We start from the raw sequence: 19082 nt of genomic DNA, 5'->3' as shown, positions 1-19082 counted from the left end.
TGGAACGCAATCTGCTTAAGTTCAATCAAACTGTCCTATTATGAAAATTAATGATCCGAATATGTAACTGAGGAAATCCACTTGAACCACCCCCAGGCTGAAATCCAGGTCGACCTGCCCCTGGTCCGCCAGCTGTTGCTGGTTGATTACCCAGTATTGGCGAATCAGCCTCTGTTTCTGGTCGATGAAGGCTGGGACAATTTCATCTTTCGCATCGGCGAACATCACGCGGTCCGCTTGCCCCGCCGCGCCGCCGCGGTTCAATTTCTGCAAAACGAACAGCGCTGGCTGCCAAAAATTGCGGAGCGGCTCTCCCTGGAATTGCCTCTCCACATTCACATCGGCTCCTCCGGCCCCAGTTTTCCCTGGACCTGGAGTGTCGTGAACTGGGTTCCCGGGCAAACCTCTGAGAAACACAACTTCCCTGACGCAGACGTCCGCCTGTTAGCGGAAACCCTTTCTACACTGCATCAGCCGGCGGAAGACGGGGCACCGCAGAATCCCTATCGCGGCGTTCCCCTGCAGTCACGCAGTCAGGGCGTTGAAGAACGGCTGCATCGGCAACGCGAACGTACCGACGTCGATGTCACGCGACTGACTGACATCTGGCGCGCCTGTTGTGAGACGCCCCCCGCTGACCAGATGGTCTGGATTCACGGCGACTTGCATCCCCGCAACGTGATTGTTCGCGATGGTGCCCTGGTCGGCCTGATCGACTGGGGGGACGTATCAGCCGGTGATCCCGCGACCGATCTGGCGTGCACCTGGCTCTTACTGGAAACCCCCGCCAGCAGAACCGCCTTGCTCGACATCTATGATGCAGAGCCTCACCTGATTCAGCGCGCTCTCGGTTGGGCGCTGTTGATGGGCCTGATTTTGCTCGACAGTGGCGAACGCCGCCACGTCTCTCTCGGTCACGCTACTCTTCGACGCGTACTGGCCGACGCCTGAACAGCGCATGTTCTCCCAATTGTTGATTTCCTTGTCCGGTGATCGATCAATCTGGTTGCTCAGCTTTCGGTTCGCTTGTACAGACGGAACAAAGATGATGGTAAATTCCAGCGTGCTTGCTTAACATGGAACGAGCGGCTTCCCGAGGTCGGGACCGCATTCAAGTCGAGTCAGTAATGCTATCAAGTTGAAGGATCATCCGTGATTGAACATACCGTAACCTTTCGTCTCAAGTCTGCCCCCGGTTCTGCAGCTGAGCAGACCTTCCTCGCCGCTGCCGCCGATCTGGCTGCCATCCCCGGCGTCAAAGATTTCACCATCCGCCGCCAGACCAGCCCCAAGAACGACCATACCTTCGGCATCAGTATGAAGTTCGCTACGCAGGAAGAGTTCGATTTCTACAGCAACCATCAGGCGCACCAGGATTTTATTCAGGAACACTGGCTGACCACCGTCGAAGACTTTCAGGAAGCCGACTTCGAATCTCTGGACACCGTCGCCCACTAAATCCCGCCATCTTCTGAGGAGTTTTCGCATGTACTCACGCCCGCTTGTCCGTTTCGCCTGCCTGACACTGCTCTGCCTGTTCGCAACCTCCCCTGTAGACGCCGCCCAACTCTATGTGGGCGCCACGTCGACCGACATCACCCCCAAACTGCCGGTCTCACTCACCGGCCAGATGCGGACCCGCATTGCGAAAACAGTCGAAAGCCCGGTCACTGCGAACGTCCTCGTACTGGAATCCCGCGACGGAGACAAATCGCTGGAACATGTCGTCTTCGTCTCCTGCGACCTGGTCTGCATCCGGGGCGGCATTCACGAAAAAGTCCGCGAAAAGCTCAAAGACCAGCTGCCCGGCCTCTCGCTGCAGAAGGTCATCATGAACGCGACCCACACGCACACCGCGCCCACAATGATCGAAGGTCGCTACACACTTCCCAAGACCGGCGTCACACAGCCTGCTGAATTCGTCGAGTTCGCCGCCCAGAAAATTGCCGACGCCATTCAAAAGGCCTGGAACGAACGGCAGCCGGGCCAGGTCGGCTGGGGACTCGGGCACGCGGTCATCGCCCAGAATCGCCGGGCCCTCTATGAAGGAGGCTGGGCCAAAATGTACGGCAGTACCAGCACCAAAGATTTTCGCGGCATCGAAGGCTACGAAGATCACACCATGGAAGTCCTCTGCTTCTGGAATGACAAAGACGAACTCATCGCCACCGCTGTCAACATCGCCTGCCCCGCCCAGGCCGTCGAAGGACGCAGCACCGTCAATGCCGACTTCTGGCACCCGGTTCGCGAAGCCCTCAAGAAAAAATACGGCGACCAGCTCACCGTGCTCGGCTGGGCCGGCGCCGCCGGGGATCAGGTCCCCCGCCCCATGTACCGCAAAGCAGCCGAAGCCCGCATGATGCAGCTCCGCAACCTGACACTGCTCGAAGAACTCTCGCGGCGGATCGTCGCCGGCTGGGAAGAAGCCTACGCCGGTGCCGTGCAGGAAAAACACGCCGACGCACTGCTCAAGCACGAAGTCCGCACCATCGAACTCCCGCTGCAGACCGTCAGTGAAGCCGACCACGAACGAATTTCCAAAGAGATCAAAGCCTACGCCGACGATCCCTCCAAAGTCTGGATCAAAAACTGGAAACAGCGCGTCCTCGATCGCTACGATGAACAGCAGGCCGGCACCTCCCGCCCTTATTCGATGGAACTGCACACCCTTCGCTTGGGCGACATCGCCATCGCCACGAACGACTTCGAACTCTTCACCGATTTCGGCACCCAGATGAAGTCCCGCAGCCCGGCCCTGCAGACCTTCGTCATCCAGCTCTGCGGCCCCGGTTCTTACGTACCGAATGAAAGAGCCGTCCGCGGCGGCAGCTACAGCGCCATCATCGAGAGTAACCTCGTCGGCCCCGCCGGCGGCCAGGTCCTCACCGAAGAAACCCTCAAGTCCATCAACGCACAGTTCAAGAAGTAGAATAAAAACTGAGCGGCACCGCGCTGGCCATGCCGCTCAGAAAATAAATTGCTCCGGTTAAAGACCAGCAGGCTGGGTCCCCGCTTACAGCGTCCCGTCCAGACCCTTCTGGTAATACTTGTGCGTGATCTCATCCTGGTGTTCCAGCAGCCAGTCGATCGACGGTTCGTTGTGCATCGCTTTATGAATCGCCTGTGCGGTGGCTTTGCGATGAATCTCGAACAGCGCCTTGTGATCCAGGTTCTCATCGGTCGCGGCACCCGGATTCAGCCAGACCGAACAGATAATGCCCAGGTCGTTCGCTTTCTCTTTCGGCAGATCACCGGCCCGCACCGCATCCAGCACACCATTGGCAATCGCCGCCTGCACGGTTCCCATCAGAATATTCGTGTAGGCACTGCTCTTGACCGTGACCTTACTCACCATCAGCGTGACCGGCCTGACCTGGATGTCCGTATTCAGAATCGCGAACACCTTCGAGTGACCCGCAGACTGCCCGCCGGTCAGCGTGGCAATCGCCGTCCCCACGGGGCCATCCAGCTCACCAATCACCACTTCCGGTTCCGCAGCCGTAAACGGCGGACCACCGGCGATCAGACATTCCCCCGTACGCATTACAATTCGATCACTCATACTGACACTCCCTGCTGGTTGAACTGAATCGGTAATTGAAACATCACCCTACCCGAACAACAGTGAATCTGCAACCGGCCCGGTATTGATGGATTACTGTTGAACCACGAAAGCAAACTCCGCTTCTGCAAGATGTTCTCCCCGCACGAAGACATGCAACCAGCCTGGGTCCCAGGGAAAACCATCAATATACGCTTCGCTTCGAGGGTCCGGGGTGTCAAATTGAAACAACTGCCGATATCCGCTTTGTTCTAACTCTTCAAAGGCGGGACCGACGCGCGACACATTGTCTATGCATGGTCTTCCACCGACTTTAGACCTGGGAGAAACTTGTTCCGGGGAGTCCGGCATTCGATCTGATTGCATCGGTTCGAACCGAATTCGCTGACAGCTTACTACCGTTATGATCTCTGAAGCACCGTCCGACATGCTACCCTGATGGACGACCGCGTGGATCAGCTTCGAGGGGAAAAGCACCCGGTTATTAAACGAAATAATATCGAGTGTTTCATCATCGCCATAAATATCGAATGAGTAAAACAGTGAGACAGCCCGGCCTGTCTCAAATTCGATCGTACCGAAATATTTCTGATTCACATCAACATACAGTGGCTTTACATCCCTCGGGACAGCACCACCAATTTTAGAACCGTGATCTGTCGACTCACGGTCATAAGCAAACGGCCGGCACTGATTCAGGTCTGGTAGTTCATCCATTTAAGAAGCTCAATGCCGTTTTAATGAGTCTGCATATTTGCGGGCACTTCTCCAATCGGCACCCGCATTCCAGAAACAGAAACTGGTAAACAGCAGGCAGCTGAAGATTGCTTGGGTTCGAGTGATGTCAGACATTAATGATTTTTGCGAATATCTTTTGGAGCCTGTTTTGATAGAAAAAGTGAAACCAATCACTACTCGAAAAAGAAATAAGATTGGCTTTGAGCAAATACTTGCGGTCAGAATCCCTCACTAAGCTGAACTACAAAATCTGGGACTTTTAACATTCGTAAGAGATCGGAATTTACTGGCATAATCATTGTGTCTTTAAAAACTGGATGACAAACGAGTGGACTGTAGCAGACAAATAAAAGAGTCGCGGCCCTTTTTCTAACTATCTTGAATTATCTAAATAGTTCCCGGCGTTGTTCCACGAACTTTACCTAGCCATGATTCCCATTCTTCCTTCTTCCAAAACATGGATGGCCTATCCACGTCCACGTAGTGACACGATAAAAATTCAGACATGGCCACTAGTTGTCTAGTATCATTTGCCTTGAAGAAAAAAGCTTCGTTGGAAGGCCAAAATTCGAAATGTTCTTGCGATTTGCCACTCGCTGCCAATGCGCCTGCGTAGTCAATGTGATGTTGGAGTTCACGACCAACACCAACAAACTGGCTTGGGTGCATTAGGAATTTGGTCGTCCTCTGCTCAAGAACTTGAAGATAAGAGAGGTTGCGAAATGAAGCGTCGAAACCTTGAGCGAATAGTTGAGAATGACGAAGTTGTTTTGCAGCATTTGCTCCCGATCGCGGCATGAATTCTTCATCTGTAGCAATGACACGATTGCCAAGGCCCAAATGGAAATCAATTGTAAAGAATGCTTCTTTGAACAGATGCCAACGAAGGTCGATGTCGATTGTAGTGGGCAACTCGAAATAAATATAATTGGGTGTCTTTGACTTGAACCTCTCATCGATACGACGCCCCCAGAACAACAGTTTTTGTGTAGGTGTTGTAACCTTGGATGAATTAGTCAACAAAAGAAATAGAGAGCGTGAGAAGTCGTGTGAACGAATACGACTCCCAAGGAAGGATCCAGGGTCCGACTCTCTGAAAGCCTTGAACCGATCACCTGAATCAGAAATTCGAGTGAAATCTTCCTGATAGCATTCTACAAAGTCACTCAGTACACGAACGAGTTGGTCCAGAACTGTGCCAGGATCCTGGAAGTAGTAAAACACCATACCGAATGATGTACTTTGTTCGCTCATCCGTTATATCCAATTGATAGTGGTCTAATTCCTGTCCAGATCTGACCCTTTTATTCTCCTCATAAGGAGGGAGATTGGAGAGTTGATCAATCACTAGACTTTGTGTCCATAGAAGTATTTATTTCCGATTTCCCACCGATCAACGAGTATCGTTTCGCCATACGATTGGAAGTACTCCAAGTCAGAACTGGCAATGACCGACCCGCCTTCAACTAACAATGGGCGCCCTGTGAACAGTGACATAATTTTTACATCAGGTGACTTAAAGAAGAATCTTGAATTATTCAACATAGATTCCGTGGCTGATGCCATAAACTGTTTGAAAACCAACTGTAGGTTGACCGGTTTTCCATTCCAAACGTAACCTTTAGTGTTGAGCACAAGAGATTCGTAAGTACTCCGAAGTGATGTGGCATCCGAGCCAGGAACCCCAGTGAGGTTCTGAATCGAATCGTACAGATTATCTGCCTCTTCATCATCACCCTGGTCTTTAAAATCTTCGAATTCAGAAATGAGCAAGGGGACGAATCCCAACGATAGACTACTGTTTGCTGCAGTCGTCAACGAAAGAACGTCGCCTTCGAAGTCTGTTTCAATCGCTGGTAGAGTCGTAATCAAATGGTCGTTGTCAGCGACTTCCGAATAGAGAAGAAGCGACTTTCTTGCCAGCGGTCCTCCGCACTTGGTTAGCTCAAACAATCTATCACGAAACTCAAACCGACCTAGCTTCATCAATTCAACGAGAGCACCATAACGTTCTTCACTTGTCTTGCAAGATGAAAACGCTTTGGCCAAACTCTCGAAACTGCTAGTAGTCGGTGGGCCGTATGTATAGTCGATCTTCATTCTCGAATTCCTTGCCTTCTTTGCCATGCTTCAAAGCGTCCCCAGGGAGAAAAAGGCGTCAGCGATTGTGTTGGTGGGACGTGTCGAGATTGGGAGTCCTATGTTGTAGCTGGTCTGTTGTACCTGGTCAAAGCGGTCAAGAGAGAAACATCTGGAATGCTATGAAGTCGGCACGTCCTCAAATGCCATTCCATTGCAATCACTTTGCTCAATAGCCTCCCGGATATTTGCCCGTATGATCACATCTGGTGAAAGTTTGCGCAATCCAAACACTGAGAATCCTTCCGCCTTCTTAAGCGAGATATGAGGCGTGAGAATGCGACCACCTGCATAGGTTGATTTTTCCTCATCGATCACGTTGGGGCTGGTTGGCAAGTGCATGTAGAAATAGCTAAGACTCTCATTATTTCGAGTAATTGTCACTGGAAGCCACCTAACGTCATCGCCGACAATCGGGCGAAGTAATTCGACCAATCGCTGCGAGCAAAGCCTACTTAACACATTGCAAGGTGGGTAGTCTGACAATTCACCATCTGAAAACGAAAGGCAGAGTGACGGCCAATCTCCAGCATCCTCGAGTGACTCGATCAAGTCCCACAACTCCAATTCGTCATAGTCCTTAGGCGCAACGGCAGTTGCCCATCCACTCCGGTTGTCTCCAATTAACCAACTGTATCTACTCATTTCCAAAACCTGTCAGTATAGAATTCCAGGATCAGCGACTTCCTCACGCGAGTTAGTAAACGATAGATCCATTTTGCTGACGTTTAATGCTGGCTTTAGATCCGGAAAACACGGGACACGGTCACTCTGGTAGAGTCAATTGTGATTTGGATTGCATCAGTGATAAAACGCCATGACGCCGAGTTTCTGGCCCGCAGCCGTTTTGATACACTCAAAGAAAGCCTCTCGTGCTTCTTCGATATCTTCGTCGCTGGGGAATTCGAGATTGAGACGTGAAAGCCGTTGAAATTCTGCTGCGACTTCTTCTGCCGTTAGAAAACTAATGACAGGAAAGTCGTTGTACTCTTTTAGTGGCACAGGAATACGTGGCTGTTGCAGTGGAGTATCAAGCTCCAGGGGTTCGAGATCGCCAATCAAGTCATCGTCTGGAAGGAGCTTACCCAGTGTGTAACACATGATCTCCAGCGCATAGCCATGTTCTGCCCCACTTTGATTAAGATTGCCTGAGACGAGATCAGACAGTATTTCCTCTGAGATATCGAAAGCTGGTTGATACGACGTATCGTCATCGGTTTCGTCGTCATCCGCCTCGTTTCTTGACCACGTAATTTGCGGCGTCTGATCGAGGTTCTGGGTAAACTGCGGGTCATCACTCTCGAAGCGTGTGATGACTCGTTCCAGTCCGGACTTCGGAATCGTTTCATTATTTGCTAAAGTGACTGCTTCGTGTGTCTTCGTCCAAGGGGCCTCCATAACCACTTCTAGGCTTCCCGATTCAAGTGCAAGGATTGCCTGTGACAGTTCATCAAGAGACATCGGTTGGTCATTGAACAGGATTTGTCCTTCTTTCGTGATTCTTAATGTCACGTCGCCGTGAAGATCAACTTCGGCCAGTGGCTCGTCAACTTGTTTATTGACTTCTTGAAGACGCTTCAGCAACAATTGATCACATGACCCGATCGCATCATTCAGGGTGTCAAATTCTACAGCGTACAGTCTGGTGGAATAACCCATATTTCAGTCGCTTAATAGAATAGTTTTTCAATCAGGGCAAAACACTTTGCTTTTCGATTGAGTTGAGAAAAGAAGGGCAGGTTACGCCACAATCCCCCTACTTCCCCGCCTGCTCCTCCACATGCTTCAGCACGGCATCAAAGAACGCCTTGTGTACATCCGCCGGGGCGGCGTGGCCCATCAGGGGTTTGTTGATGATCTGCTTCTTGCCGCTCAGCTGGTTATAAGCCGCGTAACAGCTCGACGGCGGACAGACGCTGTCGATAAAACCCACGCTCATGATCGCATCGGCCTTCGCCCGTGTAGCGAAGTTGACTGCGTCTACGTACGATGCTGCTTTCAACTGCGTGGGATTAGGTTTGCCGTCCGCGCCGGTTTCGACCAGCTTGGGCCAGCCGTTAATCCGGCCGGCGGCACGTCCTGAATGATCGCAGATCGCGGGGACCCCCGTGGCGATGAACGTCACCCGGTCATCCAGACCGCCGGCTGCCAGTGCCTGGCCGCCTCCCTGGCTGTGGCCGATGACAATCACGGTCTTTCCGTCCCACTCGGGTTGCGCAGTCAGAAAATCAATCGCCCGTACCAGACGCAAAAACATCCCGCGGAAGTAAACCGTATCACGGCTCTCGCGGCCCGCCTGCCGATAATCCTTCAGTTTGCCTGTCGCCAGGTCTTTGTAATATTGAGCCGGCTTCCCGTTCGGCAGGCCGTGTGCGTTGATGTCCATCGACAGCATTCCGTTGTTCGCCCCTTTGATGGCATTCGTCAGCGACGAACTTCGCACCCCGGCCCCGTGCACCCACAGAATCGCCGGCAGGCTCTTCGCTTTCGCATCCTTCGGCTTCCCAAAATAACCGGAGACCGGAGCACCACCCAGGCAGTTCACCTGCACGTCGAACGCTTCAACTTGGGCGTCCTTCTGTTTGACCGGCGTCAGTTTCGGATCCATCGGAACCTCTTCGAGTTTCGCGATCTGATTCGTCCAGAACTGGTCAAAATCCTCCGGGGCAGGTTTGCTGAGTTCGATCTTTTCCGGCGAGAACCCGGCGCCCGCGATTTTAGTCTGATTCACCGGCGCACCTGCTTTGACCACGCACCGCAGAAAGCCCGGCTTGTCCGATGTGACTTCTACCTCGGTCGGTTCTTCACCCAGTGTCTTGCTCCCTTGAGGGAAACCGGAAGCCCCGCCGATAAAATTATCCACGGTAATGCTCACCTTCTCGCCTGAGACCGGCTTGCCATTCTTCGTCAGTGAAATCAGAAACTTCGCCGTCTCACCGGTCTTATAGATCGCATCAGGGCGATCGGTGACCACCTTCAATTCGTATTTGTCCGCAGCTACAGCCGAAGCAGACAGTGAGAGCAGCAGCGCCAGGGTCAGGCAGGAGGAGACAAGATGTTTCAGAAGTCGCAGGTGCATGGTGTGTTCCTGTATCGGAATAGTCGTGGAAGGTGATTTCAAGTAAGTGGAATTGATTCTAACAGAACAGGCACCGAACGGTAAACGAATTCAACGTGAATTGCCCCTGCTGCGTCCTGTAGATCACCCAGTAACTGTCCAATCACCAGACTGCAACGCACACCCTTGTAAAAACTACATCCCGCTCTCATTCTCGTTCCTTTTCCCCGGATCGGGTTCAGAAATCGGATCTCCAGAGCCGATAGTAGGAATCAGACCGATTGTACGGATTACGCAAAGCAGGCAGAAACCTGTCTCAGGCACTCGAGGATCTGAAATGAGCATCACGCAACGCTGGTTACTGTTGGCCACCGGAATTCTGTTAATCGCGGGCGGCGTATTCGCCTCAGACGAGCTCCGTAAATCGGCTGCAGACCCGGGCGATCAGCAGGCGGCATTGATGCTGGCCAAGCTCGCCAGCTGTCAGAAAATTACCAACGGTCTGGTGACGAAAAACTTCAAAGAGATCCACAGCGGGGCCAACACCCTCAACCAGATCTGCATCGCCACCGACTGGGCGTCCCACGATGATGCCGTCTATGCCCACCATCGCCTGGAACTCCGCAAGCAGGCTCAGAAGCTCGCCAAGATGGCGGAAGAAAAAAATCTCGACGGTGCCAGCTACGCTTACATGCATTCGCTGAATACCTGCATCAACTGCCACGAGTACTGCCGCGACGTCCTCAGCATCGTCGACGACTCCGAAGTCAAACTCAAAGTTGTCCCGATTCCTTCGAACTGAGTTGACTTTGTTATCTGCGTAAAAAAACGATGGCCCCCGCGAGGAGAGCCATCGTTTCCGTTCGCTGATGAACTGTCAGATCAAGGCCTAGCGGATGCGGGGCTGTTGATCATTCTGCGCTGTCGTGTTCTCGCTGTCACTCCGCGATTTCTGCTTGGTTTTACGGAGCGAACGTTCGGTAGGTTCCCGAACGTCAATGCTCTGGCCATCAACGCGGATCAGTTGTGCGATCAGCGCTTCTTGACCATTGATGGTACCACGACGGGCCAGTAACTTGATGGACGTCCCTTCTGACAGGTCGACATCCTCAAAGCTGTCAGCAGGTCCCAGATTGACCTGGACCATTTTCTCTTGCGGTGTTTCCAGTTTTGCGACAACAAATTTTCCATCGCGACCCTGAAAGCTGGTTTTCCGCGTGCTGACGATATCCCCTTTGAACTTCCTCAGCTTCTGCTGACGCGGCAGTTCATTCTGGATCGACTGACCATTGAACGACACGAACTGTGCCATGATCGCAGACTGATTATTCACACGACCTTTCACGCCTTTGATCTGAATGTCATCCCCTTTGTCGAGGTTCAGCTGACTGACCCGTTCCTGGGGACCAAGGAAGACACGCTGTGTCTGGCCTTCCTTCGTTTCAATCTTGGCCAGCACCTGCTTCTGCTCAGCTGACATAATGCGCTTGGTCTGCAGCTGCTGAATCTCACCACTTAACTGCACCTGACGACGATTACCGCGACGCTGCATATCACGCTGCGCCTGCTTTTTCATATCGTCAGACCGTTTGCGGCTTTCATTCTGCGCTTTTTCCAGATCGTACAGGAAAATCGTTTCGACAGCGTCATAAAAACCATCGCGGTCATAGTCGACGCCGACATGTACCCAGCCGTCCATGTCCAGCTTATAGCGACTCATGTTCCGCGTATGATCCTGCGAGTGCTGTTTGTTCTTCCCTTGATGTTTCGCCTGGTGTTTGTCGTGTTTCTTCTCGGAATAATCCGCGTCCCGATCGTTGCGGGACTGGGCGGACGAACCCGTCTGACCTTTCTCAGAAGAAGACTTGTTGTCATCAGCCATCACAGACAGCGGCATGGCAACAGCCAGACTGAATGCAGAAGTCAGCAACATCTGCTTATTCAAAACCATTATAAAACTCCTTTGTTTAACGTTGTTCCAGATTCAAAATTCATGAGGTTTTACGAGTGGGACTTAGTCCCACCAGTCATCAGCGGTGTAGTACTGGTTGGACAGATTGGAGTGGCCATACTGGTAGCCGTAGCCGGCTCCATGATCTTCCCACCAGTCGGTATAGATATTGTTCTCAGGGCGATCAGCGGGTTCACCTTCGTAGCGCTGATTCAAGCCCTGTAATTGTTCGGGCATGTATCTGCCGTTATTATCCATCTCCCACCAGTGTTGCGGCAGATCGTTATCGCCATAGTAGTTGTCGTAGTAGCGATACTCGTCTGCATCTTCGCGTCCCAGCTGGTAGTCATATTCTTCCCGTTGGTCCTGCCACCAGTTTTCATCAAACCAGGTGGAATCATCGTGCCACCAGTCTTCGTCGAACCGGGCAGAGTCTTCGCGGGGATTGTCTCTCTGGGGGTTATCTCTACGCGGAGGACGTCCTCTCCGGGGAAGCGCGCCGCGCGGATGATCTGTATCGGAGCGCTCTCCACGGGGATCGTCTCTGCGTGGTGTCTCACGAGGGGGATTCTCTTCTGAGCCGTCGTACCACCAGTCATCATCAAACCACTGGTCATCGGGATTGTCGTCTCTGCGTCGATGCTCCGCAGGCCGATTCACATAATCTGGCGGATTCTTCGCTCCCCGTCGGGCGTTCTCACGTCGTGAATCGTTTGGCATTTTCCGATCACCCTCTTGATTCTCTTCATTGAAATTCACTGACAGATCACTGTCGTCAGGTTGATTGGCCGGATAGTAAGGGCTGTAACCCAAACCTTCACTCGGGGTCTCCTGGGCCGCTGCCGAGGACAACCCACCCGGATCCGGCTGCAGCAGCACCAGCCCCAGACCGAGTAACATCAAACATCGCATCCCTCGAATTAGCATCATCTCTCCCTTGTGGTTGGCATTTGAGGTCAGAGCAGGGATCGACAATTAAGCCGATATGCTGGGCAGTGCCTGACACTGCCGGCAGGATTTCTTCAACACAGAAGCGGGCAGGCTGAATCACTGCGACATCCTGTCATCCATCAGCGACAGTCATGCAGAATCGGGTGTGACTCACGATAAAAACAGAACAGTCACAGCGTTGCCCGCATGGTTTTGAAAAATGTGCAACCACTATGCCAGCAGGAAAGATCATTCAAATCCGTTGTCATGAAAAATCAACAGATTGAAAACACCTCTTCGCATCACTCAATTTATAAAAATTGAAGTGCCGGAAAATTTCATCGGAATGGAAAGAGATCTCATCAGACAGCGTCGGCCAGAGTCCCGCTGTTGAATGCTGAGCCACCAGCATGATCGCGCAGAAAACATGACGATCTGGCAGTAGGGTTTCTCCCGGCCGAAAATCTCGCCCCACGAGTTAATCCAGAATCGACAGGTAAATGATGTAGCCGTTCAACGCCATGATATAAATGAAAATCAGGCAGCCATCGATGAATGTCAACTTCCGCCTCTGGTCAGCCGGGAGGGAACACTGGTGCCAGAATTCACGCAGCCCCAGGCCGGTCGTCAGCTTCAGTTGAAAGTAAGCCAGGAACGTCAGGATTCCCAGTACGAGGAGGGCGACAGGAATCCCGTCCCAGGAGCGATATCCTGCCACGGCCAGTCCACTCCGCGCCACGATAATAAGAGCTAACAGGAGCGGACAGAACAGGCTGACCCGGTTCAATTCCTCATGTTTCAAGCTCAGCCTGGCTTCTGATTCCTGCATCACGGCTTCTCTATTTTGCTTTTGACAGAACTCATCTTAAGTAAGCAATCCAACCAGTCAGTTTCTTCAAGAAAAACTGATCGAAAGATATGTGATAACCCGCTTTGAGTGTCCTATGCTCAAAGACAGCATTCAATCTCAATGAGTAACTCAGAGTTCTTGATCCGGGTTATCTTTAACTTCCTCATCTATATGTTGTTCACGAAAAGATTTTGTTCGGTCTAGAAGAAACACTTTTGAATCTATGGGGATTTGATTTCTTTTTAAATCAATTTGAAAGGTGAGTTTGCCTTCTTCATCAATTTTAAAATCAACTAATTCATGTTGAAAATATTGATCCCTCAGCTTGAGCGCTAAAAGATCACCTTTTTTGAGTGAATGTGTGCCTTCAAGTTGAATACCAATAATACTTCGCTCATCCCAGAAGTGATAAATACTACCCAGTAGAGTGCTTTGAGGCGGGGAGGAGCCTTGCAGCCCTGGTTGAAGCATTTCTGATACGATGGATTCCGCATTCCAGTTTTGATTCAACACAGCTAGAACTAATTTTGCTAGATCAGGAGTTCTGATAATTGAGAGATGATGTGGGTTTGCTAGCTTATTGATTTCAGCTTCGTTTATTTCAATTCTACGTCGATACCAGCCCACGTCTGTCTGGTCATTTGAGACAAGAATTGCATGGTCATAGTTTTTGCTATCTGGATAATTTTCTGTCAAGTATTTGATAACTTGCTCAATATGGTTTCTCTCAAGTAGTTCAGAACAGTCTAATACAAAAAAAAGAATCTTTCTCCCTTGGTGATCTATAAAAAAACGTTCTGGAATAGGGGGAGGACTTTTATCAAAGGGGCAGTCATCAATTTCTCCCAAGCCAAGTTCGAAATATGCCATTTTTGTGAAATGCTCAACATCTTTTCCACCATTCTTATTGGAACTGATTGTGCAAAGGAGCATTTCATCTGTATGGACAACATGATCAATACTAATTTGTATCGCTTCAGATTGGCTTGAATCATGCCAAGGAGGAGGAGTAACAACAAGCATGTCATTTTCAACATCACAGGGGAGGAGTGTTGAACTCGTATGGAGACCAAAGAAAAATGTATGATTTTTTATTCTTCTGTTTTCAAAATCTCCATTATTCAATAACCAATCAAATAGCCAGCTGGTCGTCTCTGCTGCTCTTTGCATCGGCTTTACAAAATTATGATCAAGTCGATGACCATGATGAACGATTTTGTGACGCAATTTTCTCGTATAATCAAATTCTCGATCTAAACGAACGCCATTGAGGTAGGGAATGAAATGTAATTTAGGCCCCGGGACTCTTCTTTTAGTTAAGGCACAATAGTCTTTTAATCTTTCGTCAAAAGTATTTCGAGTAATTTCTAATCGACGGTCTATATCCTCTTGTGAGTTTCCCAGCGTGGATAAAATTCGAGTTATTTCAGACTCGAGAAGTACTTCAATGGCAGTGACGAACGAACGTATCGAGTCACCATAGCGGCCTCTATGAAAGAGGCTCCAGCCATCAAGCATTTCAATTTCACCGGGGTTGATAGATTTCGATAAGTGATCTCTTACTGCTTCTTCATCTGTTGCAAAATAGTCATACTCCTCTTTTTCATCTCCGACACTGGGATAGTTATCATTAATAAGATGTGGAAACAGACTCACAGATTCGAATCTTGGATGGTGGCAAACGACCCAGCGCGGTACATCCCATACGGTAACCTCATTAGCGAATGGGTCGATGGATGCCCTTCTGTATGCATTTATTACTTCGTTTACTAACGGTAGGTGACCTTGTGCTAATGAAGCAAAGTATCTATGGCCAACAAATCTGCGAGGTCCATCACTATCGAAAAATGCGTCAATTGCATCAGATAGAGCATATGTATTGATATAAAGTAAGGATCGTGTTGTTCTGAGTAATGTTCCGTCCCAAATATTATGTAATGAAAAAGAAGCATCTCGAGCGGCAATTTTACCGCCAATAAAAATTGTATTTCTGTGACCTCGCGATAATTGATTTCCTCTCTGTATCTCAATACCTTCATTCTCTATGAATACGGTAGTTGAAAAACCCTTATATTCGACAGACAATTGGCAGGGAGGCATAAGTAGCCAAAATGGTAACTCGACACAAAATATTATTTCTTTTAATTCAGAGTTCCAATCTAACCCCGACCAAATACCTTGCATTGAATCCGCTGGTGGATCGCTAGGGTCCAGACCTTCTTCAGTCACTAAATATTCCTTAGAGTATTTTTGAGTTTCTTACAAATCAGTTTTCTACGCGATTTCAATCAGCCTAACTCGTAAACTCTTCCCACCCCTTGCGGAATTCGGAATGCAGTAGTGGTTTCGCACTCTCATTGCCTGTGGCCGTGAGTGTGTCAGCATCCCAGTCGAAGCCGCCGCCCGCGCGGTAGGCGGTGTTCCCCAGCAGCACGGTTTCGGACAGCGGTCCTGAATAATCAAAGTTGCAGGTGGCCGGTTCGCCTCCTTTGCAGGCTTCGATCCACTCTTTGTAGAACCCGGGTGAATCGGGGATGAACTGTTCCGGAGCTTTAAAGTTCGCGAACGAATTTTCGGGGAACAGTTTCAGCGAACCAAAGCCGGTCAGCAGCATTCCCTTGGAGCCGATGAACAGCGTGTTGGCTCCCTTCAGATTGAGCCCCTTCTCTTTCAAAATCGCCGGGCCGCCCCGTTCCTGCGACCAGTGCAGTTTGATTGGCCCCCGTTTGTCGTTGGCCGGGAAGTCGAAACTGGTCAGCATTTCGGTCGGTGTCCGCTCAGCATCCCGTTTCGGTCCCGAGGCATCCACGTGCGTCGGGTATTTCAGATCGAGGGCCCAGAACGGAATGTCCAGAATGTGGCAGCCCCAGTTGCCGGTCTCCCCGGTGCCGTAATCCCACCAGAACCGCCAGTTGTAAGGTGCCAGCACTCCCTCTCCCTTGGAATTGACCGCGTACGGCCGAAACTTCGCCGGACCGATCCACAGATCCCAGTCGAGAGTTTTCGGCGGCGGAATTTCCTTAACCGGTTCGGGAGGCATCCCGCGACTGGAACTGATCCAGCTGTAAACTTCGCTCACATCGCCGATTGATCCCGACTTGATCAGTTCGACGGCCCGATGCATGTTCGACAACGCATGCCGCTGCATCCCCAGCTGTGTCGCCAGTTTGTTCTTCGCCGCCAGTTTGGTCATCTCGCGGACTTCCCACACCGAGTGCGCCATCGGCTTTTCACAGTAGAGATGCTTGCCCATCGTCATCGCGATCATCGAAGGATGAAAGTGCGTATGGTCGGGCGTGCTGACAACGACGGCGTCGATCTGGTTTTCCATGTCGTCCAGCATCCGACGGTAGTCGGCGTACTTTTTCGCTTTAGAATATCGCTCATAGGCTTTGCCCGCCCGCTTGTCGTCGACATCACACAGCGCGACAATGTTCTCAGTCTTGCCGACGCCGCTGAGGTTTGCTGCCCCTCGTCCTCCGACGCCAATCACCGCGACATTCAGCTTCTCATTCGCGGCGGCCCGCGTCGGTTGCGTCGACGTTCCCAGCCAGAGGCCGGCTCCCAGGGCAGCAGTCGTCTGCAGCGCTTCGCGACGGGTTATCTGATGGGCGGACATATGATTTCTCCTCTCGGTTGAGCGTTAAAGATGAAATTCAATGCTGTCAGTATAGTCAAACAGCTAAGAAAATTTGACCGCAGTTTTTTGCCCCTGTCGAATTTTCGTGTTTTAGTTACATAAGAACTGTTATTAATTGGGCTGTTTGGTGTGAGGTAAAAAACTGAGCGGCAAGGCTAGCCGCCGGTAATTTATCTGCCACTGATCATAATTGCCGCCAGGAAACTCTATTCGGTCCAGCATGAAGAAAATTATCATTCCGGTGTCACTCTTCCACCTGCTCCCACTTCACCCCGGATTCGATATTCTCGAACACGTTCTCAAACACCCAGAACTTGAAGTCGCCGAAGTTGGCATCGTTGCGATGCACTCTGTTCGGCTTCGTTCCATTGAACGTCAGTGTCAGCTCAGCGATGACGGGATGGGAAGACGGGATTTCGTGTCCGAACTTCTCCGGTGTTCCCGCTTCCTGAAGCAGCGTTTCATACAACAGGCAGAGCCGGGCATAGTCTCGCAGGTCAATCGTTCCTGTATAGACGCCGTCTTTCTTCGAACCGGAAATCGCGTGCAGCAGCGCTTTCCCATCAACATGAAATTCAACGTACTCGTTAACAGCCCGACCGCCGTTGAGGATATCAAGCGGGCCGAATCGCTGTAACTTGATCCGCCGAAACGGCAGCGATTTGCGAGTCTCTGCGGACGTTGGTGTTTCCAGCGGCGCCTGCAGGAATTCATATTTACCGTGAGGCTGCGCCGCCCAATCGCTTTTGACGGACACAGGTTCCTCGGCCCCCTGCAGCAGACTGACGCCGATGACAATCAGCACACATACACCCGCCTGTTTAGCTCTTGATGACATGACCTCTCCTCCCGTTACTTGTTTGGAATGACAATCCGCTCCATCTTCACATCATGTACTTGTGAAAAGGTCTCACTCTGACACCAGGTCGCCACCTCTTCCCGGGTGACTTCAAATCCCAGTTTCTCGAAGAGAGGGACGTTTCCTGTTTCTTTAATGGTATCCAGTACGACCACGGGTTGCCCAGGCAGTACTGCCCGCTGATCGATTTCGTCCAACAGACAACGGGCCACACCGCGACGTTGATAATCGGGATGCACGGCCAGTCCAATTACGTGCAGATGCCGAGTGTGCAGATCATATTGAACGGTTCCGACAAGAGTGCCCGCGATTTCTGCCACCAGTCGCGTTCCCGTTTGTGCGCGTTCAGCCTGTCGGGCAATCGCTTCCTCCTTCGGTCGATAGATGGAACGCAATGGCGCAAAAGCGGCTTCGCAGATAACCGCGACTCTCTCTGCATCATCGTTTCTCGCATCACGGACATAAATGTCAGCAGGTGAATCAGGCATTTCATTAGTCTAGGCGATTTTGAAATCGATGCCACCTCTGAATCTCACTTCACGCATTCAATAAACGCGATCGGGGAGTTCTCCAGCAGCGGCGACCAGAAATCGTCGGTCTGATCCTGCAAGCCCTCCGGCGAGAGTTGAGGCGGATGCCAGCGGACTTCGCTAAAGCCGGCCTGGCGGAAAGCATTTTCATGCGTTGCGACGCTCAGGTAATAGTTTTCAATGTCGAAGGGACCGTCCTCCAGGTGGAACGTCCAGGTGATCGGCGTCCCTTCCTGCCAGTCGCCCACCGCTTTGGTTTCAAAGCCGAACTGACGAAACGAGGGAGACGCGGGAAAGTGAAACGCCGGGCTGCTGTTGACGGTCACGAAGCGTCCCCCCGGCTTGAGTGCCCGCGCGATACCATCGCACATCGACTGCAGTTCCTCGCGCGTACGTGCGTAATTCAACAGATATGCGGCGATTGCCAGGTCGTATTCTTCCTGAACCGGCAGCTCACGTGCATCGCCCACAATATAAGCGATCCCCTGCTGGTGCGCGTCTTCCTGCTGTTGTGCCAGAGTGATCATGCCCTGCGAAAGATCCACGCCGGTCACGCGGGCCGCACCGCGCTGACGAATCATTCGCGTATAAAAACCTTCACCACAGGCAATGTCCAGTACAGACAGACTGCTGGGATTCCCGGCCAGTTCCATCAACGTATAACATTCCACAAATGTCCGCCACGGCATCTGCTTGGACCGTTTGTACTGCTCAGCAATCGGGTCGTAATTCGTCGTCATGAGCGCAGGTCACTTTCAAAAATGGGAATCCGTTGATTTGAGACAAAAAATTTTACGGCTGCACAAATATAACGTAAGATGGGAT

General features: G+C 51.2%; 19 protein-coding genes. 4 read left to right on the top strand and 15 right to left on the bottom strand.

All coding sequences use genetic code 11. From position 1 onward, the window contains the following. The first annotated feature begins 81 nt into the window (after window positions 1–81). From HG66A1_RS24750 to HG66A1_RS24740, 3 genes are all read left to right on the top strand, one after another. Entirely contained in the window at window positions 82–951 is an 870-nt protein-coding gene (locus HG66A1_RS24750; protein ID WP_197996778.1) for an aminoglycoside phosphotransferase family protein, read from the top strand. A 201-nt stretch (window positions 952–1152) separates the two neighbouring features. After that, entirely contained in the window at window positions 1153–1458 is a 306-nt protein-coding gene (locus HG66A1_RS24745; protein WP_145190488.1) for a Dabb family protein, read from the top strand. Between the two features lie 28 nt (window positions 1459–1486). Next, window positions 1487–2929 (top strand): neutral/alkaline non-lysosomal ceramidase N-terminal domain-containing protein, encoded by a 1443-nt coding sequence (locus tag HG66A1_RS24740; RefSeq protein WP_145190485.1) that lies wholly within the window; start codon window positions 1487–1489, stop codon window positions 2927–2929. Window positions 2930–3013: 84 nt separating this feature from the next. On the opposite strand, the gene fae is transcribed toward HG66A1_RS24740, so the two are convergent. The 7 genes from fae to HG66A1_RS24705 all read right to left on the bottom strand — a co-directional run bounded on the left by fae (window position 3014) and on the right by HG66A1_RS24705 (window position 9518). Further along, window positions 3014–3562, bottom strand: a complete 549-nt coding sequence (gene fae / locus HG66A1_RS24735) for a formaldehyde-activating enzyme (protein WP_145190482.1) — start codon at window positions 3560–3562, stop codon at window positions 3014–3016. A gap of 93 nt (window positions 3563–3655) precedes the next feature. Next, window positions 3656–4279, bottom strand: coding sequence for a hypothetical protein (locus tag HG66A1_RS24730; protein WP_145190479.1), 624 nt, complete (start codon window positions 4277–4279; stop codon window positions 3656–3658). A 408-nt stretch (window positions 4280–4687) separates the two neighbouring features. Then, on the bottom strand, window positions 4688–5554 hold the full coding sequence (locus HG66A1_RS24725; protein WP_145190476.1) for a hypothetical protein: 867 nt from the start codon (window positions 5552–5554) through the stop codon (window positions 4688–4690). Between the two features lie 93 nt (window positions 5555–5647). Then, window positions 5648–6400 carry a hypothetical protein gene (locus HG66A1_RS24720; RefSeq protein ID WP_197996777.1) on the bottom strand — a complete coding sequence of 251 codons (753 nt, stop codon included), beginning with the start codon at window positions 6398–6400 and terminating at the stop codon, window positions 5648–5650. 159 nt (window positions 6401–6559) lie between these two features. Beyond that, complete coding sequence (locus HG66A1_RS24715) at window positions 6560–7084, bottom strand: hypothetical protein (protein WP_145190470.1); 525 nt, start codon at window positions 7082–7084, stop codon at window positions 6560–6562. Between the two features lie 156 nt (window positions 7085–7240). After that, a complete protein-coding gene (locus HG66A1_RS24710; RefSeq protein ID WP_145190467.1) occupies window positions 7241–8098 on the bottom strand; it encodes a hypothetical protein in 858 nt (285 codons plus the stop codon). 97 nt (window positions 8099–8195) lie between these two features. After that, window positions 8196–9518, bottom strand: a complete 1323-nt coding sequence (locus HG66A1_RS24705) for an acetylxylan esterase (protein ID WP_145190464.1) — start codon at window positions 9516–9518, stop codon at window positions 8196–8198. 316 nt (window positions 9519–9834) lie between these two features. On the opposite strand from HG66A1_RS24705, the gene HG66A1_RS24700 reads away from it, so the two are divergent. Then, window positions 9835–10299 (top strand): hypothetical protein, encoded by a 465-nt coding sequence (locus HG66A1_RS24700; protein ID WP_232106670.1) that lies wholly within the window; start codon window positions 9835–9837, stop codon window positions 10297–10299. Window positions 10300–10386: 87 nt separating this feature from the next. Here the strand turns inward: HG66A1_RS24700 and HG66A1_RS24695 are convergent, their stop codons facing one another. The 8 genes from HG66A1_RS24695 to HG66A1_RS24660 all read right to left on the bottom strand — a co-directional run bounded on the left by HG66A1_RS24695 (window position 10387) and on the right by HG66A1_RS24660 (window position 18997). Further along, window positions 10387–11448 carry a hypothetical protein gene (locus HG66A1_RS24695; protein ID WP_145190461.1) on the bottom strand — a complete coding sequence of 354 codons (1062 nt, stop codon included), beginning with the start codon at window positions 11446–11448 and terminating at the stop codon, window positions 10387–10389. Window positions 11449–11511: 63 nt separating this feature from the next. Beyond that, on the bottom strand, window positions 11512–12348 hold the full coding sequence (locus HG66A1_RS24690; protein WP_145190458.1) for a hypothetical protein: 837 nt from the start codon (window positions 12346–12348) through the stop codon (window positions 11512–11514). Window positions 12349–12856: 508 nt separating this feature from the next. Then, window positions 12857–13207 carry a hypothetical protein gene (locus HG66A1_RS24685; protein ID WP_145190455.1) on the bottom strand — a complete coding sequence of 117 codons (351 nt, stop codon included), beginning with the start codon at window positions 13205–13207 and terminating at the stop codon, window positions 12857–12859. Between the two features lie 150 nt (window positions 13208–13357). Then, window positions 13358–15457 (bottom strand): hypothetical protein, encoded by a 2100-nt coding sequence (locus HG66A1_RS24680; protein WP_145190452.1) that lies wholly within the window; start codon window positions 15455–15457, stop codon window positions 13358–13360. A 64-nt stretch (window positions 15458–15521) separates the two neighbouring features. Then, entirely contained in the window at window positions 15522–16847 is a 1326-nt protein-coding gene (locus tag HG66A1_RS24675) for a Gfo/Idh/MocA family protein (protein ID WP_145190450.1), read from the bottom strand. 265 nt (window positions 16848–17112) lie between these two features. Further along, complete coding sequence (locus HG66A1_RS24670; RefSeq protein ID WP_145190447.1) at window positions 17113–17706, bottom strand: hypothetical protein; 594 nt, start codon at window positions 17704–17706, stop codon at window positions 17113–17115. 14 nt (window positions 17707–17720) lie between these two features. Beyond that, window positions 17721–18215 (bottom strand): GNAT family N-acetyltransferase, encoded by a 495-nt coding sequence (locus HG66A1_RS24665; protein ID WP_145190444.1) that lies wholly within the window; start codon window positions 18213–18215, stop codon window positions 17721–17723. A gap of 44 nt (window positions 18216–18259) precedes the next feature. Continuing rightward, entirely contained in the window at window positions 18260–18997 is a 738-nt protein-coding gene (locus HG66A1_RS24660; RefSeq protein WP_145190441.1) for a class I SAM-dependent methyltransferase, read from the bottom strand. Window positions 18998–19082: the final 85 nt, after the last annotated feature.

Source organism: Gimesia chilikensis, assembly GCF_007744075.1.
In the GTDB taxonomy this organism is placed as follows: Bacteria; Planctomycetota; Planctomycetia; order Planctomycetales; family Planctomycetaceae; genus Gimesia; species Gimesia chilikensis_A.
The sequence above is the reverse complement of the archived record's forward strand: the minus strand, read 5'-3'. Positions and strand labels throughout refer to the sequence as shown.